This is a genomic window from Cellulomonas algicola (genome assembly GCF_019024305.1).
Lineage (GTDB): Bacteria > Actinomycetota > Actinomycetes > Actinomycetales > Cellulomonadaceae > Cellulomonas > Cellulomonas algicola.
Map to the genome: position 1 here is coordinate 22,966 of NZ_JAHKSJ010000002.1, position 16,750 is coordinate 39,715.

10 protein-coding genes and 1 tRNA gene are annotated in these 16,750 nt (G+C 70.2%); 8 read left to right on the forward strand and 3 right to left on the reverse strand.

Annotated features, from left to right (window positions below; all coding sequences use genetic code 11):
- Positions 1–41: 41 nt before the first annotated feature.
- Positions 42–3,887 carry a sigma-70 family RNA polymerase sigma factor gene (locus tag KOV94_RS00160; RefSeq protein WP_218050886.1) on the forward strand — a complete coding sequence of 1,282 codons (3,846 nt, stop codon included), beginning with the start codon at positions 42–44 and terminating at the stop codon, positions 3,885–3,887.
- A gap of 24 nt (positions 3,888–3,911) precedes the next feature.
- Here KOV94_RS00160 and KOV94_RS00165 read toward each other — a convergent pair whose 3' ends face one another.
- Together KOV94_RS00165 and upp are read right to left on the reverse strand one after the other, a co-directional pair.
- Positions 3,912–4,577 carry an NAD(P)H-binding protein gene (locus KOV94_RS00165; RefSeq protein ID WP_124343062.1) on the reverse strand — a complete coding sequence of 222 codons (666 nt, stop codon included), beginning with the start codon at positions 4,575–4,577 and terminating at the stop codon, positions 3,912–3,914.
- A 488-nt stretch (positions 4,578–5,065) separates the two neighbouring features.
- A complete protein-coding gene (upp, locus tag KOV94_RS00170) occupies positions 5,066–5,701 on the reverse strand; it encodes a uracil phosphoribosyltransferase (RefSeq protein WP_124343063.1) in 636 nt (211 codons plus the stop codon).
- A 73-nt stretch (positions 5,702–5,774) separates the two neighbouring features.
- Here upp and KOV94_RS00175 point away from each other — a divergent pair, with 73 nt between their 5' ends.
- Entirely contained in the window at positions 5,775–6,281 is a 507-nt protein-coding gene (locus KOV94_RS00175) for a nucleoside deaminase (protein WP_225915924.1), read from the forward strand.
- Positions 6,282–6,297: 16 nt separating this feature from the next.
- Here the strand turns inward: KOV94_RS00175 and KOV94_RS00180 are convergent, their stop codons facing one another.
- A complete protein-coding gene (locus KOV94_RS00180; RefSeq protein WP_218050887.1) occupies positions 6,298–7,131 on the reverse strand; it encodes an NAD-dependent protein deacetylase in 834 nt (277 codons plus the stop codon).
- 75 nt (positions 7,132–7,206) lie between these two features.
- Between KOV94_RS00180 and KOV94_RS00185 the strand changes: the two genes are divergently transcribed.
- The 6 genes from KOV94_RS00185 to KOV94_RS00210 all read left to right on the forward strand — a co-directional run bounded on the left by KOV94_RS00185 (position 7,207) and on the right by KOV94_RS00210 (position 16,746).
- Positions 7,207–7,296: transfer RNA gene (locus tag KOV94_RS00185), tRNA-Ser, on the forward strand.
- A 224-nt stretch (positions 7,297–7,520) separates the two neighbouring features.
- Complete coding sequence (locus KOV94_RS00190) at positions 7,521–9,002, forward strand: type I restriction-modification system subunit M (protein ID WP_218050888.1); 1,482 nt, start codon at positions 7,521–7,523, stop codon at positions 9,000–9,002.
- On the forward strand, positions 8,999–10,129 hold the full coding sequence (locus KOV94_RS00195) for a restriction endonuclease subunit S (RefSeq protein WP_218050889.1): 1,131 nt from the start codon (positions 8,999–9,001) through the stop codon (positions 10,127–10,129). Before KOV94_RS00190 ends, KOV94_RS00195 begins: the two co-directional genes overlap by 4 nt.
- Before the next feature lie 2 nt (positions 10,130–10,131).
- On the forward strand, positions 10,132–11,064 hold the full coding sequence (locus KOV94_RS00200; RefSeq protein ID WP_218050890.1) for a restriction endonuclease: 933 nt from the start codon (positions 10,132–10,134) through the stop codon (positions 11,062–11,064).
- Positions 11,065–11,149: 85 nt separating this feature from the next.
- A complete protein-coding gene (locus KOV94_RS00205; protein ID WP_218050891.1) occupies positions 11,150–14,578 on the forward strand; it encodes a DEAD/DEAH box helicase family protein in 3,429 nt (1,142 codons plus the stop codon).
- Between the two features lie 161 nt (positions 14,579–14,739).
- Positions 14,740–16,746 carry a coiled-coil domain-containing protein gene (locus KOV94_RS00210; protein WP_218050892.1) on the forward strand — a complete coding sequence of 669 codons (2,007 nt, stop codon included), beginning with the start codon at positions 14,740–14,742 and terminating at the stop codon, positions 16,744–16,746.
- The last annotated feature ends 4 nt before the right edge of the window (positions 16,747–16,750 follow it).

The following is a 16,750-nucleotide window of genomic DNA, read 5'->3' on the forward strand; positions in this document are numbered from 1 at the left end:
GCTGTGCGCTCGACGAAGAACGCTGACGGGAGCAGGTCGTGGTGGCAAGCACGCGGCTCGGTGACGGCGTCACAGGAGACGCCGAGCTGATCGCTGCCGTGCGCACGGGTGACGCCGCCTCGTTCGGCACCCTCTACGAGCGTCACGCGGGTGCCGCGTTCGTCGTCGCCCGCCAGTACACCGACTCCCACGCCGACGCGGACGACGTCGTGGCCGACGCGTTCACCGCCGTGCACGGCGCGCTGCAGCGGGGCAACGGCCCCGAGTCCGCCTTCCGCGCCTACCTGTTCACCGTCGTGCGCCGCACGGCCGCCGACCGCCGCGAGAAGGCCCGTCGCGTCGAGCCGACCGACGACCTGGCGACCCTCGAGCGCGGGACGGCGTGGGCCGGCACCGCGGAGGAGCCGGCCCTCGAGGGGTTCGAGCGCGGCGTCGTGTCGCGGGCGTTCCACTCGCTGCCCGAACGGTGGCAGGCCGTCCTGTGGCACTCGGAGGTCGAGGGGCTCGCGCCCGCGCAGATCGCCCCGATCCTCGGCCTGACCGCGAACGGAGTCGCCGCGCTCGCCTACCGCGCGCGCGAGGGTCTGCGGCAGGCCTACCTCCAGCAGCACCTGCAGGACCCGCTCGACGAGGGGTGCCGCACCGTCTCCGGCAAGCTCGGCGCGTACGTGCGCGGGGGCCTCGGGACGCGCGAGAACGCGCAGGTCGAGAAGCACCTCGACGACTGCGGCGACTGCCGCGCCCTGGTCCTCGAGCTCGGCGACGTCAACCACGGCATGCGTGCCGTGGTTGCACCGCTCGTGCTCGGGATCGTCGGCCTCGGCGCGCTGGCCCACGTGCTGCCCGTCGGTGGCGGCATCGCCGCGGGTGCGGCGGCGCTCAGCAGCGGTGCCGGCGCTGCGGGCGGGGCCGCGGGGGCCGGTGGGGCGGGTGCGGGTGGGGCGGGTGCCGCGACGGCTGCGGCGACCGGGACGACGGCGGCCGTCAGCGCCACCGCGGGCACGGCTGCCGCGGGTGGTGTCGCCGCGCTCATCTCCTCGATCCCGCTGGGTGCGGTGGCCGTCGCGGCCGGCACGGTCGCCGTCGCCGCGATCGCGGCCGTCGGCATCTACGGCCTGACGCGCGGCACGGACGAGCCGGAGGCCCTGCCCGCGCCGTCGGTGTCCGTCCCGGAGGCGAGCGCGACCCCGACGCCGAGCACGTCGACCGCGCCCGCACCGACGCCCACCCCGACCCCGTCGCCGACCGACGTGCCCGACCTCGACGGGTCGGGCGCGCTGCTCGCCGACGAGCCGCAGGACAGCACCCCCCGCACCCGCACCCAGCCGGGCAGCACCGACGACGAGACGCCCGACGACGAGACCACGCCGCCGCCCGCCCCCGCGGACGTCGGCGTCGTGCTGCCCGACGGCGGGCTCGTGCTGGCCGCGGGCCTCGCGGGGCAGGAGCTCGCGTTCGGCGTGCAGAACACCGGCGGGACCGTCGCGACGAACCTCGTCGCCGAGGTGACCCTGCCTGTGGGGGTGTCCGTCGACGGGATCGCCGGCGCGGCGCTCGAGGGCCTGACGCCCGGCCGGTTCGCGGTCACCGCCGCCGGCGGCTGGGTGTGCACGCCCGACACCGGCAACGGGGTCGTGCGCTGCACGCTCGCGACGCTGCCACCCTCGTCGGTGGCCCGCCTCGCCCTGCGCGTCTCGATCGACGAGGCCTACGACGGCATGGACGCGGCCGTCGGGCTGCGCGTCGCCGGTGGCGGCATCCAGTACCGCCCCGCGCCCTTCCCGCTGCACATCCAGGCGTCGCCCGCACGGCTCGCGCTCCGCAGCGCGCCCGCGTCGGTCGCGCTGCTGTCGGGCCGCTCGACCCAGCTCGACCTCGACCTCGCGAACGTCGGCGGCTCACCCGTCGGCCCCACGCCCGCGACCGCGACGCTGCAGCTCCCGCGCGGCGTGTCCTGGTCGCCCGTCGCGGGCAGCGCCTGGACGTGCGTGGACTCCGCGGCCGGGGTGACGTGCCAGGTCCCGCGGATCGGACCGCGCGCCGCCGCGCCGCTGTCGCTGCTGCTCACGGCCGACGAGCCCGGCGCGGTCGGTGCGCGCAGCATCGGGATCGACCTGCGGCCCACCGGCGTGCGTGCACCCGAGCACCTCGAGGTGCCGTTCACCGTCCAACGGCCCACGCGCCTCGGCCTCACCGGCGACGTCGGCACGACGCTCGCACGCGGCCGGGCGTCGAGCGTCGCGCTCGCCGTCTCCAACCTCGGCGACGTGCAGGCGCCCGGGCTCGTCGCGCGACTCACCCGACCCGCCGGGACCGCGTGGCCCGTGACGCCCGTCGACGGCTGGACATGCGGCCCCACCGACGCGGTCGAGATCTCCTGCACGCACGACGTCCTGCCCGGCGGCGGCAGCGTGCCGCTCACCGCGCACCTCGACGCGCAGCCCGGCGCCGTGGGCGGCCTGGGCGACCTGCTCGTGCGCGTCGACGCACCCGGTGCGGACGCCGCGCAGGAGCACCGCGTCGCCGTGACCGCGACCGCGCCCGTGCTCACCGTCACGCAGCCCGTCGTCACGCTCACCGACTCGTCACGCTCCGGCACCGTCTCGTTCGCCGTGAGCGCCGCCGGTGGCGACCTCGCCGCCGACGCCGACGACGTCGTCGCCACGCTGACCCTCCCGACGGCGTTCACCGTCGACACCGAGGGCGGCGGCACGACCACCGAGAACTGCGTCGCCGTCGACGCCCGCCGCTACCGCTGCGACGTCGGCCCCGTGCCCGCAGGCGGCACCGCCGAGGTGCTCGTCAACGCGCGCTGGTCGGGGAGCGCGCGCGGGGCGTTCGTCGTCGCCGCGCAGGCTCCCGGGGCCGCGCCTGTCAGCGCCTCGACGGACGTCAGCACCTCGTCCGCGGGCCTGAGCCCGCGCGCGCGGTTCGAGGGCGGCTGGGCCGTCACCGAGGTCGGCGCGCCTCTGCTCACGTGCCGCACCACGCTCACGACGTGCGTGCCCGCGCTGCAGAACGGCGACCGCGACAACAACAGCTTCGACATGGTCGAGCTCGACGAGGGGCCGGACCTGCCCGGCGCGAACGGCACCCGCCCTGCCGTCCGCACGTCGTCGTTCACGCAGCTCGACGTGCCCGCCGGCCGGCAGATCGCCTTCGCCGGCCTGTACTGGTCCGCCAACATCGGGCCCGGCGACACGTGGAGCGGCGACCCGGCGGTCGTCCGGTTCCGCGGGCCGAGCTCGGCGTACCAGACGCTGCGCGCCGCCGACGGCGACGTCGACCGCCTCACCGACAACGCCGGACGCGCCTACTACCAGTCGTTCGTCGACGTGACCGACCTCGTCGCCGCCCAGGGCGGCGGCACGTGGTCCGTCGCCGACGTCGCCGTCCGCGCCACCAGCAAGGACCCCCAGCGGTCCTACTACGCCGGCTGGTCGCTCGTCGTCGTGTACGCCGACCCGTCGACCGACTCCAACGTCACCGTCTACGACGGAGCCGCGTGGATCGGCACGACCGCGGCCCCGCCCGTCTTCGAGTTCGCCGCCCGCGCCGGGACCAGCGCCCGCATCGGGGTCGTCGCGTGGGAGGGCGACCGGACCGCCGTCGGCGACCGGCTGCTGCTCGACGGCAACCGTCCGCTCGTGCCGGTCCGCTGGGACGGGAGCACGCCCGGCTCGGGCGTCAACAACGCGTTCGACTCGACCGCGCACGGCTGGCGGTGGCCCAACTCGCTCGGCGTCGACGCCAAGGCGTTCGTGCCCGCGACGCTCTCCGGCGACGTGTCGTCGCTGTCCGCCACCACCAACGGCGACCAGTACCTCATCGGCGTAGTGACGCTCCGCACCGAGCCCGTCGTCTCCTCGGCGAGCATGCCCCGCTGACGCGCCGCCTGCGCGGCTCGGCGCTCAGTCCGCCGGCTCGACCACCGCGGCGACGGCCGCGTCGACCGGCACGACGCCCTCGGTGAGCTCCAGGACCAGCCCGGCCGTCAGCGGCGCGTGCAGGACTGCTGCGAGGACCTCGGCGACGTCGGCGCGGGGGATCGAGCCGCGCGGCACGTGCGCGTCGAGCTGCACCCGGCCCTGCGCGTCGTCGTCGGTCAGCCCACCCGGGCGCACGATCGTCCAGTCGAGGTCGCGCGACCGCAGGTCCTCCTCGCTCGCACCCTTCGCGCGCAGGTAGGCCGCGAACACCTCGTCCGTCCCGGGCGGCGGCTCCGTCGACGCGCCCATCGACGACACCAGGACGTACCGCCGCACGCCCGCCAGCTCGGCACCGTCGGCGAGCAGCGCGGCCGCGCCACGGTCCACGGAGTCCTTGCGCTCGGCGCCGCTGCCCGGACCCGCGCCCGCGGCGAACACGACCGCGTCCGCACCCGCGATCGCCTCGGCGACGTCCCGCGCGTTCGAGCGCTCCAGGTCGAGGACGACCGCCTCGGCGCCGTCCTCCGTCACGTCCTGGACGTGGCCCAGCTGCCGGATCAGCGCGACGGGGACGTCACCCCGTGCCGCCAACGTGCGCGACAGCAGGCGCGCGACCTTCCCGTGCCCGCCGGCGATCGCGATGCGCATGCCCTCGACGGTAGGCCGGGGTCGTCGCCGCGGCGACCTGAGCCGGGACGTCCCCGGGGTGTCGCCCCAGCGTGTCGCCCGCCCTCAGCGGTGCGTGCTCGGCGCCGCACACGGAGCCCGACCACTCGGCGTCCGGTCCGCGGGTGTGTCGCGCTGCCGGACCTCCCGGGTCCCCCAGACCGGCGGGTGGTCCGGCAGCGCGTGCGTCGACGGCGTCCCCCGAGCCGTCGACGAGACGTGATGCTGACAGCGGTGCCGGTCGCGCCCAAGGGGTCCCCACCGCCGTCTCAGGATGCGGAAGCGGTGCGAGGTGTCCGCCGCCGCCGGCCTCACGGGCGATGATCGTCGGCAGCGCGACATGGGAGCCGGATCCGGCGCGCCGGTCGGTGCGCCGCGCGTCGACGCGGCCGTGTACCGGCCGGTCCCGTCGAGGCGCTCGTGAGCGCCGTCCGCGTCGCCCGTGCGCCGTGCGCCGGCGCGGTCGTGCGTCAGACGATCCCGTAGAGCCGGTCGCCCGCGTCGCCGAGGCCCGGGACGATGTACGCCTTCTCGTTGAGCCGCTCGTCGACCGCCGCCACGACGACCTTCACGTCGGCGCGGTCACCCACGAACTCCTCGACGACCTGGAGCCCCTCGGGAGCCGCGAGCAGGCACACGGCCGTGACGTCGCGCGCCCCGCGGGCCAGCAGGTAGTCGATCGCCGCGACGAGCGTGCCGCCGGTCGCGAGCATCGGGTCGAGCAGGAAGCACTGGCGGCCGGACACGTCGTCGGGCAGCCGGTTCGCGTACGTGACGGCCTCGAGCGTCTCCTCGTCGCGCTGCATCCCGAGGAACCCGACCTCCGCCGTGGGCAGCAGCCGCGTCATGCCGTCGAGCATCCCGAGGCCCGCGCGCAGGATCGGCACGACCAGCGGACGCGGGTCGGCCAGCTTGACGCCGGTCGTCGTCGTCACGGGCGTCTCGATCTCGACGGTGTCGACGTGCACGTCCCGCGTCGCCTCGTACGCGAGGAGCGTGACGAGCTCGTCGACGAGCTGCCGGAAGGTCGGCGAGGGCGTGCCCTTGTCCCGCAGGACCGTGAGCTTGTGGGCGACGAGCGGGTGGTCCGCGACGTGCAGGCGCATGCGCACAACCTACCGGCAGTCCCACCAGGTGGACGTGGCGAAGGTCCCCGCAGCGGGCGTGTGCTGCGTCATCATGGCGGGCATGACGGACGGTCCCCGGCGGGCGGTGCAGCCCGCCGACGCGTGGGCGATGGGCCTCGCGCTCGACGAGGCCCGCCGGGCGGTCGCGACCGGTGACGTGCCCGTCGGCGCGGTGGTGCTCGGCCCTGACGGCGACGTCGTCTCCCGTGGCCGCAACGTCCGCGAGGCGACCGACGACCCGACCGGGCACGCCGAGGTCGTCGCGCTCCGCGCCGCGTCGGACCGGTTGAGCCGCTGGCGTCTCGACGACTGCACGCTCGTCGTCACCCTGGAGCCGTGCCTCATGTGCGCGGGGGCTCTGGTGCTGGCGCGGGTCGCGCGGCTGGTGCTCGGGGCGTGGGACCCCAAGGCGGGCGCCTGCGGGTCGCAGTGGGACGTCGTCCGCGACCGCCGCCTCAACCACCGCGTCGAGGTCGTCGGGGGCGTCCGCGCCGACGAGTGCGGCCTGCTCCTCCAGCGCTTCTTCGAGACCCACCGCGACGGCGTCCCGCACCTCTGACTCGGGGTGCTTGGCCTTAGAGAGTGGCGGCGAGCTCCGTCAGCGTCTCCGACGTGCCGGCGTGGAGCGTGACCGTCGCGTGGCGGTCGCCGCGGGTCGTGCCGCGGTTGACGATCACGACCGGCTTGCCCGTCTGCGCCGCGTGCCGCACGAACCGGAGCCCCGACTGCACCTGGAGCGACGACCCGGCGACCAGCAGCGCGTCGCCGTCGTCGACCATCGCGTACGCCCGCTCGACCCGTGCGCGTGGCACCGTCTCGCCGAAGTAGACGATGTCCGGCTTGAGCATCCCGCCGCACACCGCACAGTCCGCGACGACGAAGTGGCTGGTCCGCTCGACGACTGCGTCGGCGTCGGGTGCGATCTCGACGTCGGCGACCTCGTCGGCGAAGTGCGGGTTGAGGTCTTCGAGCCTCTGGGCGAGCTCCGTGCGCGGGATCACGCGGTGGCAGCCGAGGCAGACCACGCGGTCGTAGCGTCCGTGCAGGTCAATGACGTTTCGCGAGCCTGCCGCCTCGTGCAGCAGGTCGACGTTCTGCGTGATGAGGCCGAGCACCGTCCCATCGCTTTCCATCTGCGCGAGCGCGAGGTGCCCGGCGTTCGGCTGCGTGCGGCCCACGTGCCGCCAGCCGACGTGGTTGCGGGCCCAGTAGTGGCGGCGGAACCGCTCGTCGCCCGTGAACTGCTGAAAGGTCATCGGCGTGCGCGGCGGCGAGTCCGGGCCGCGGTAGTCGGGGATCCCCGAGTCCGTCGACACGCCCGCCCCGGTCAGCACCGCGAGGCGTCGGCCGCGCAGCACGTCGACCACGTCGGCCAGGGTGCCCGCGGAATCGAGGACGGCATCGCTCACGTCCCCACGGTAAGCCGCGGTCCGCCGAGGGGCCGATTCGGTGCAGCGGCTCCGACCGGGTACTCTTCTCCGCGAGGTAGCGTGTCCGAGCGGCCTAAGGAGCACGCCTCGAAAGCGTGTGTGGGTGAAAGTCCACCGTGGGTTCAAATCCCACCGCTACCGCCAGTCGAAGGGCCCCATCTGCAGATTCATGCGGGATGGGGCCCTTCGCGGCTCCCCCTTTACTCCCCGTTGCCCACCAAGATGCGTGTTCTGACGCCTGCGTCACGACCCGGTCGATGACGACGGGGACGCTCCAAACCGCGCGGGTCCTCCGAAGAACCACTCTCCAAGCTTGGACCGCCTGCCGCTCGGTCCTGAACCTGCGACTCGTCGGTACCCTCTTCGACGTGATCACCGGTGAACTGAAGAGCAAGGTCGACCGTGTCTGGGACGCCTTCTGGTCCGGCGGGATCTCCAACCCGCTGGAGGTGATCGAGCAGATCACCTACCTGCTGTTCATCCGTCGCCTCGACGACCTGCAGACCGCCGAGGAGAACAAGGCCAACCGCCTTGGCACCCCGGTCGGGCAGCAGTTCTTCCCTGAGGGGGACGCCCCAACCGGGGTGCCGTATTCGCACCTGCGCTGGTCGTATTTCAAGGACCAGGCTCCGCAGACGGCCTTCGACCTGGTCGACAAGCACGTCTTCCCGTTCCTGCGCACCCTGGGCGCAGACGGCTCGACGTACGCCGCACACATGGAGGGCGCGCGCCTGACGATCCCCTCACCGGGTCTGCTAGCGAAGGTCGTCGACCTGCTCAGCGATGTGCCGATGAACCGCCGCGATACCAACGGTGACCTGTACGAGTACATGCTGGGCAAGCTGGCGACGTCGGGGCAGAACGGCCAGTTCCGCACCCCGAGGCACATCATCGAGCTGATGGTGCGGCTCATGGCGCCCTCACCGCAGGACGAGATCTGCGACCCTGCATGCGGCACGGCGGGCTTCCTCATGGCGGCGAGTGAGTACGTACGCGAGCACCACCCGGCGGTGCTGACCGACGGCGCTCAGCGCAGCCGGTACCACTCGTCGATGTTCCACGGGTACGACTTCGACCGAACCATGCTGCGCATCGGAAGCATGAACATGCTCATGCACGGCGTCGAGAAGCCGGACATCCGCTACCGCGACTCTCTCTCAGAGGCGGCCGGCGGCGACGAGGGCAAATACTCGTTGATCCTCGCGAACCCGCCGTTCGCCGGCTCGCTCGACTACGAGGCCGTGAGCAAGGACCTGCTCAAGTTCGTCAAGACCAAGAAGACCGAGCTACTGTTCCTCGCGCTCTTCCTGCGGCTGCTACAGCCGGGCGGGCAGGCGGCGGTGATCGTGCCCGACGGCGTGCTGTTTGGTTCATCCTCCGCCCACAAGTCGCTGCGCCAGACCCTCGTAGAGGACCAGAAGCTCGACGCCGTCATCAAGTTGCCCTCGGGTGTCTTCAAGCCGTACGCGGGGGTGTCGACAGCTATCCTCATCTTCACGCGGACCGACTCCGGCGGCACTGACGATGTGTGGTTCTACGACGTGCGCGCAGACGGGTTCTCGTTGGATGACAAGCGGAACCCCATCGAGGCCAACGATCTGCCAGACGTGCTGGCCCGATGGTCGCAGCGCTCGACGACGGAACGTGATCGTGCGCGGACCGAGCAGTCCTTCGTGGTCTCCAGGGCCGAAATTGCGCTCCAGGGATACGACCTGTCCCTCAGCAGGTACAAGGAACTCGTCCAAGAGGACGCAGAACATCGGAGCCCGGCAGCGATCCTCGCTGACATCAAGGCGCTGAATCATGGGATCGCGCAGGGCCTCGCAGAGCTGGAGGTGATGCTTGGGTGATCGAGACGGCGCCCAGTGTCGCCTTCCTCGAAGCGGTTCGAGATGTTTCCGCTGGAAATCGGAAGGTGCCGCAATCCGAGTTTCTCAGCGCTGGTGACCTCGCCGTAGTCGACCAGGGCGCCCGCCTCATTGCGGGCTACACCAACGATCGCTCAATGAGAGTCTCCGCCAGGGGCCCGCTGATCGTCTTTGGCGACCACACCCGCACCTTCAAGTATGTTGACTTTCCCTTTGCCATGGGGGCGGATGGCGTGAAGGTACTAGCGCCTCGGGAAGGATTTGACGCCAAGTTCGTTTACCGCTACCTGCAAGCGTGTAGCGTTCCGAACGCAGGCTACTCGCGACATTTCAAATTCCTAAAGGAAATACGCATACCTAGGCCGCCGATCGAGGAGCAGCGGCGGCTTGCGGGGATTCTCGACCAGGCAGACGCGATCCGCGCCAAGCGCCGCCGGGTCCTCACCCACCTCGACTCCCTCGTGCAGTCTGTCTTCCACGAGATGTTCGGCGACACAGTCGGCGAGGGGTGGGAACGTGCCGCTCTCGGCGACGTGGTTGAGCGGATTGACAATGGCACAAGCCCGAATTGCGAGAACCGCCCTGCTGAGTCAAACGAGTGGGGCGTGCTGAAGCTAGGTGCGGTCACGTACGGCGTGTTCCGTGCTGGCGAAAACAAGGCATACCTTGGCCAGGTCGGGGGAATGTCGCTCAACGAGGTTCGTCCCGGCGATGTCCTGATGACTCGAAAGAACACCCGCGAACTGGTAGGGGCCGTCGCAGTCGTGGACGACGTGCGACCACGTCTCCTCTTGCCTGACCTCATTTTCCGCCTTGAGCTTGATCGGGCACGCGTAGATCCGCGGTACTTCCAGGCGATGATGATGAGTGAGCGGGTCCGGGCCGCCGTACGCGGCCTGTCGAACGGCTCGGCCGCAAGCATGCCGAACATCTCGAAGGCCCGGCTTCGAACTCTCACGATCGGTCTGCCTCCGATCCGTCTTCAGCGTCAATTCAACGATCGAGTCGCGGCGATCCACGCTCAGCGCGGAATGGTCGAACGTGCGATCGCGGCCGACGAAGAACTGTTCGCTTCGCTCCAGTCCCGCGCGTTCCGAGGGGAGTTGTAGTCATGTCGGAACTCAACGCCACCGAGCTGGGCATCCCGCAGTGGTGGCAGTTCCTGCACCCGGTGCTTCAGGTGGCCTCCGACGGCAGGGAGTGGGCTCGCCGGGACCTCTACTCGGCGGCGCTCGACCTCGCCGGTGTGTTCGATGAGCTCCGCGCCGTCCAGTACGAGGCATCGGGCAACTTCGCTGCGGAGAACCGAGTGGGTTGGGCGAAGTCGGCTCTGACGCGCGCCCGGCTGCTGGACACGGTGCGCCGTGGCGTCTTCCGCATCACCAATGCCGGCCGGGAGTTCCTCGCAAGCCACCCGCAGGGCATCACGCAGAGCGACCTCCAGGCACTCCCCGCCTGGGACGAGTACGAGGTGAAGCGTCGCGCGTCTGTCGCCATCGACGACGACGCACCCGTGGCTGCCGCTGACGTCACCAGCGACCCGGACGAGTTGCTCGACGCCGCGGAGTCCGCCACCGAGCAGAGCGTCGCCGTGGACCTGCTCCAACGGCTCCGTGACGGGGACTGGCAGTTCTTCGAGCGCACTGTCCGTCGGCTCCTCACCGCCATGGGGTACGGCACGGAGGGCGCCAAGCTGCGCACAACGCGCTCGGGCGACGGCGGCATCGACGGCGTCATCAACCGCGATGCGCTTGGCCTGGATCGGATCTACATCCAGGCCAAGCGGTTTCGCGACGCGTCCGTCGACAGTGACACCGTGCGGACCTTCCTGGGCTCCCTCGACACCCAGCGGGCGAGCTTCGGAGTCTTCTTCACCACGAGCCGATTCACGAAGGACGCTCAGGACGCCGCGGACCGGAGCAGCAAGAGCGTCGTGCTCGTCGACGGCCAGGAGCTCGCCAAGCTGATGATCCGGCACCGGGTCGGGACCCAGGTTCGGCGAACCGTGGAGATCGTCGAGGTTGACGAGGACTTCTTCGAGTAGGTCGGCACCCTACGCCTCCAGCAGTCCGCGTGCGGATTCTGCAATGCTTCAGACGTTCGATGACAGCGCCGCATCAGGGGAGCACGTGACCAACTTCGGGTTCTTGCGCGACGAGTTCCCGGCGGTGTTCGCCGAAGCCGCGCGCGCGGAGCAGTTCGCCAGGGTGGACTCGCGCACGTCCTGCTTCTACTCGCGCCGCGCCCTGGAGGTCGCGCTCGCCTGGGTCTTCCAGTACGACGCCTCGCTCAAGCAGCCCTACAAGGCGGACCTGTCCGGGATGATCCACGAGCCGACCCTCCGGCAGCTCGTGGGCAACGACGTCCAGGCGAAGATGGAGATCGTCCGCAAGAAGGGCAACGCCGCCGTCCACTCGACGCGGCCCGCCTCGGCGCAGGACGCGGTCGTGACGCTGCAGCAGCTCTTCCACGTCCTGTACTGGTACGCCCGCACGTACACCAACCAGCCGGGGAGCGTCCCGGCGAGCCTGCAGTTCGACCTCTTCTCGCTGCCCGACCCGGGGGCGACGAAGGCCAAGACCCAGGCGCAGCTGTTGTCACTCGCTGCCGACCTGGAGAACAAGGACGCCCAGCTCGCGGCCGCCGCGGCCAAGACCGCGGACCTGGAGGCGCAGCTCGCGTCCGTCCAGGCACAGGTCGCGGCTGCCAAGGCCGCCAACGCGACGATCCCGGACGCTCACGACTACGACGAGGCCACGACCCGTGATCTGTTCATCGACACCCTGCTCGAAGAGGCGGGCTGGGTGCGCGACGCCGTCGACGGCAGCGCGGCGTACACGATCGAGCACGAGGTCGCTGGTATGCCCAACGCCCAGGGCGTCGGGTTCGTCGACTACGTGCTCTGGGGCGCCGACGGGCGCCCGTTGGCGGTCGTGGAGGCCAAGCGCACGCGCAGCAACCCCCAGGTGGGGCAGCAGCAGGCCAAGCTCTACGCCGACACCCTCGAATCCCGGTACGGGCGGCGTCCGGTCGTCTACTACACCAACGGGCACGACCACTGGATGTGGGACGACCACGCGGGAGCCGGCTACCCACCCAGGAAGGTCGCGGGCTTCCGCACGCAGGACGAGCTGGAGTACCTCATCGGGCGGCGCGGGACCCGCGCGAGCCTGCTGACATCGCCGATCAACGAGGAAGTCGCCGGGCGGTACTACCAGCAGCGCGCGATCCGGGCGATCGACAAGGCCTTCGAGTCAGACAACCAGCGTGAGGTGCTGCTCGTCATGGCGACGGGGTCGGGCAAGACCCGCACCGTCGTCGCTCTCGTCGACCAGCTCATGAAGGCCGGCTGGGTGCGGCGGGTGCTGTTCCTCGCCGACCGGGTGGCACTCGTGAACCAGGCGGCGAACGCGTTCAAGGAGCACCTCCCGGACTCGTCACCGGTCAACCTGGTGACCGACCGGCATGGCGAGGGTCGCGTCTTCGTCTCGACCTACCCGACGATGATGAACCTCATCGACACCCGCTCGGAGGGCACTCGCAAGTTCGGGCCCGGGTTCTTCGACCTGGTCATCGTCGACGAGGCGCACCGGTCCGTCTACCAGAAGTACCGAGCACTGTTCCACTGGTTCGACGCGCTGCTCGTGGGCCTGACGGCCACGCCAAAGGACGAGATCGACCGCAACACCTACGAGCTGTTCCACCTCGAGAACGGCGTCCCCACTGACGCCTACTCTCTGGAGCAGGCCGTCGCTGACCAATACCTCGTGCCGCCCACGCCCATCTCGGTGCCGCTGAAGTTCCAGCGCGAGGGCATCCGGTATGCCGAGCTCTCAGAGGCGGAGAAGGACGAGTGGGACGCCCTGGAGTGGGGCAACGACGGCCCGCCGGACGAGGTCGACCCCGACGCGGTGAACAAGTGGCTGTTCAACACCGACACCGTCGACAAGGTGCTGCACACCCTCATGACCCACGGCCTGCGGGTCGCGGGCGGCGACCGGATCGCCAAGACGATCATCTTCGCCAAGAACGACGCCCACGCCCGGTTCATCGCCGAGCGGTTTGACCTCGCCTACCCGCAGTACAAGGGGGAGTGGGCCCGTGTCATCACGTACTCGACGACGTACGCGCAGTCGCTGATCGACAAGTTCTCCACGACTGACAAGGCGCCGCACATCGCGATCAGCGTCGACATGCTCGACACCGGCATCGACGTGCCCGACGTCTCCAACCTGGTCTTCTTCAAGATCGTCCGGTCGTCGTCGAAGTTTTGGCAGATGATCGGCCGCGGCACCCGGCTGCGCCCCAACCTGTTCGGGCCCGGGCAGGACAAGAAGGAGTTCTACGTCTTCGACTTCTGCCAGAACCTCGAGTACTTCGGGCAGAGCCCCACCGGGCACGAAGGTTCGGTTCAGCAGTCGGTGTCCCAGCAAATCTTCACCGCCCAGGTCGAGCTGCTCCTCGGCGTCGAGAAGCTGACCGGCGACGCCACTGCGAACGAGAGCGACGACGGCACGACGGCGCTGCCCGCTCTGCGTGAGGACATCAAAAGCGCGCTGCACGAGAAGGTCGCCGGCATGACGCTGGACAACTTCGTCGTCCGCCCGCACCGTCCGTGGGTCGAGCGGTTCGGTGCGCGGGAGGCGTGGGCGGGACTCGACGAGCAGACCGCCCGCGACGTCGTCGAGCACCTGGCAGGGCTGCCAACCACTGTTGTCGACGACGACGAGAAGGCCAAGCGGTTCGACCTGACCATGCTCAAGCTCCAGCTCGGTGCGCTCGACCCGACTCTGGCTACCGACCGGCTACGCCGTCAGGTCCAGGCGATCGCGTCCGGGCTGTTGGAACAGACCAACATCCCGCAGATCAAGGCCCAGGCCGTCCTACTCGAAGACCTCGCTGGCGACGAGTGGTGGGTCGACGTCACCGTCCCCATGCTGGAGCTCGCCCGCCGGCGGGTACGTTCGCTGGTCCGGCTGCTGGCGCGAACCAAGCAGCCGATCATCTACACCAACTTCGAGGACACCCTCGGGCAGTTCGAAGTCATCGACCTCGGACGGCCGCACGTCGGCGTGGACCCCGAGCGGTTCCGCGAGAAGGCTCGCGCCTATCTGCGCACCCACGAGGACCACACCGCGCTGCGGAAGGTGCGCCGCGGCCGACAGCTCACACCACTCGACCTCGATGAGCTCGAGCGAATGCTCTCCGACTCCGGGGCCGGTACCGAGGTTGAGATCGCCGAGGCCAAGGCCGTCGAGGGCGGACTGGGCGTCTTCATTCGGTCACTTGTAGGTCTTGAGCGATCGGCCGTCGAGGAGGCTTTCGGGGAGTTTCTAGCTGGCACGACCTACACGGCCGAGCAGATCGACTTCATTCACCTCGTTGTCGCTGACCTGGCGTACAACGGCGTCATGAAGCCCGAAGTGCTGTGGTCACCACCGTTCACAGACGACGCTCCAGGCGGGCCCGATGACGTCTTCGACGGCGACCAGATCGACGTCATCGTCGACAAGATCCGCCACCTGAACGCCACCGCGGAAGTTGAAGCCGCGTCCTAGTAGGGCGGTGCTTGCCTCGCCGCCTCGGCAGGCGACTTTGCCGTGATCGAGCGGGCGCCATGGCGGCGGACCCGCGCGGGTGGGCTGCGCAGGCGAGATCTTCCGCTACCAAGATTCTGAAAGCTCCATCGGCACTGCGTTGCGCGGGGTAAGACTGGTCCATGACGACCGTCGTTACAGCGCCACCAGCGCGCACGAGTGCCGCCCCGGGCCACAGCGCCTACCGCACCTGGCTGCGGACCGACGCCGGCGCGGAGTGGATTGACCGCGCCGTCGACCAAGTTGGCGCGTGGCTCCGCGGCAAGGACGGGCGCTTGGACGTCGACCTGTCGCGCGACGGAACGCACATGGCTGCCGGTAAGACGCTCACCGTCCGTCGTCACGGTAACGGCGGACAAGACGCGTTCCGATTCACGATGGTCGAGGGGCCAAGCGGGCGAAGGTTCACCACGACCGTGATATTCGTACGCGGCCGTAGTCGCGCTGGCGGCTGGATGAGTTTGCAGGGCACCAACGAGAGTGGCCAGTGGGTCGGAACCCCGAAACTTGCCACGAACCTCCTCGAGAGCCCCGGCGACTTCGCCGACGGTAGCCGAGTCGTCTCTCCGGGGCTCTGGCGGGTGCGCACCGCTGAGGATCGGATCGCCCTGCTGGACTTGTTGGTCTCCGACCGGCGCGGCGCGGTGTTCGTTGCCGCCGCTGGGCACCAGGACCCTGCGCTGGCAGCTGATTTCGGCCGCAAGGTCGATGAGTGGACCAGCGGGGCCCGCGGGCTCGCGCACGTCGCGTTCCTGGACCACGAGTCCGCCGCCTGGCTGCGCGATCAGGTTGCTGGCGCGCTCGGTGTGGCGGAGTGGACCGTGCGAACCTTCAGGCCCGGCATCGACCTCGGCTCCCCGGCCACATTGCGACTACATCGCACTATGGGCATGCGAGCGTTGATCGAGACCAGCGAGCCGCGGCTTCGGCGGCTGTTCTCCGTCTTTGCGCGCCAACTGCTCGACGAGCAGCCTGAACCGGCCGAGCTCGTGGCGTGGCGGCGCACGTTCGAACGCCTGGACTCCCGGGAGGCCGCCGAGGGCCTGCGACGTGTTGCGGAACGCGCTGACGCAACTCGTCGCCGAGTAGAGGAATCGCGCAGTCTGTACGCCGCGCAACGAGCCATAGAGGACACCGAGCCGGCAGTCGCCGATCTTCCGCCTTCTATCGAGCCGCAGATCGACGAGGAAGCCGTCGCGCCGGGAGAAGTCCTCGCTGAGATCGAGCGGCTCCGCGCCGAGCACGCAGCTGCGACCGCTGAACGGGACGTGCTCTTGGGCAAGCTGCGTAGCGTGCAGGAGACGCTCATGCTCCCCGATCTGACGGACGAGTCCCTGACAGCTCTCTTGGATGCTGCGACCGCTACCGACCAAGACCAAGGCGCCGCGGCTGCAGGTGCTGCTCGCATCGAGGCCCTGGAGGAGCAGGTGGCAGATCTGGAGACGAAGGTGGTCGAGCACCAGGATGCCGAGTGGGCCGCTCGTCAGGACGCTGTCGATACGCAGGGGCAGGTTGTCAGCCTCGACGAGACTGTCCGGCAGCTCTCACGGCAGGTCGCGATCATGGCCGCCGGTGGTGACCCCGTCGACCTCGCCGAGGCACCGCAGGACTGGCCCAACGGTGAGTCGCCCGGGTCGTGGCAGGAACTCGTCGATGGGTTCGAGGCTTGGGAGGCGTTCGGCGTCGTGATCACCGCAGACCGCGACACGGCCGCTGATCTGCACGACATCGATGTCGACGGCCGCTGCTTAATCAACGCCTGGCGTTGCCTGACTGCCTTGGCCGGGTACGTGCGCGCCAAGCGTGACGGCGTCCACGATGGAGGGTTCAAGAAGTACTTGGAGGCGCAGCCGAACGGCTACCCCCGCTACAACCAGAGCTGGTTCGCTACGTCAGAGACGAGCAACGCGATGACCGGCGACCGCGCGAAGGAACGCGATCTGCCCGTGCCCGCCTCTGTCCACCCCGACGGCGTGCTCGAGATGCAGCAGCACTTGCGCATCGGACGGATCCCGAACCTTGACCCCCGCGTCTACATCCACGACGACACCAACGAGACCGGCGTCGTCGTCGTGGGATACATCGGTCCGCACCTAACGACGCGAGCAACGGCGAGGCTCAATCGCTGATGGG

Excerpts from the sequence above, each read along its gene's own strand:
- KOV94_RS00175 (WP_225915924.1), top strand. The coding sequence starts at position 5,775 with ATGGCGGGCATGACGGACGGTCCCCGGCGGGCGGTGCAGCCCGCCGAC.
- upp (WP_124343063.1), bottom strand. The coding sequence starts at position 5,701 with ATGCGCCTGCACGTCGCGGACCACCCGCTCGTCGCCCACAAGCTCACG.
- KOV94_RS00210 (WP_218050892.1), top strand. The coding sequence starts at position 14,740 with ATGACGACCGTCGTTACAGCGCCACCAGCGCGCACGAGTGCCGCCCCG.
- KOV94_RS00200 (WP_218050890.1), top strand. The coding sequence starts at position 10,132 with ATGTCGGAACTCAACGCCACCGAGCTGGGCATCCCGCAGTGGTGGCAG.
- KOV94_RS00165 (WP_124343062.1), bottom strand. The coding sequence starts at position 4,577 with ATGCGCATCGCGATCGCCGGCGGGCACGGGAAGGTCGCGCGCCTGCTG.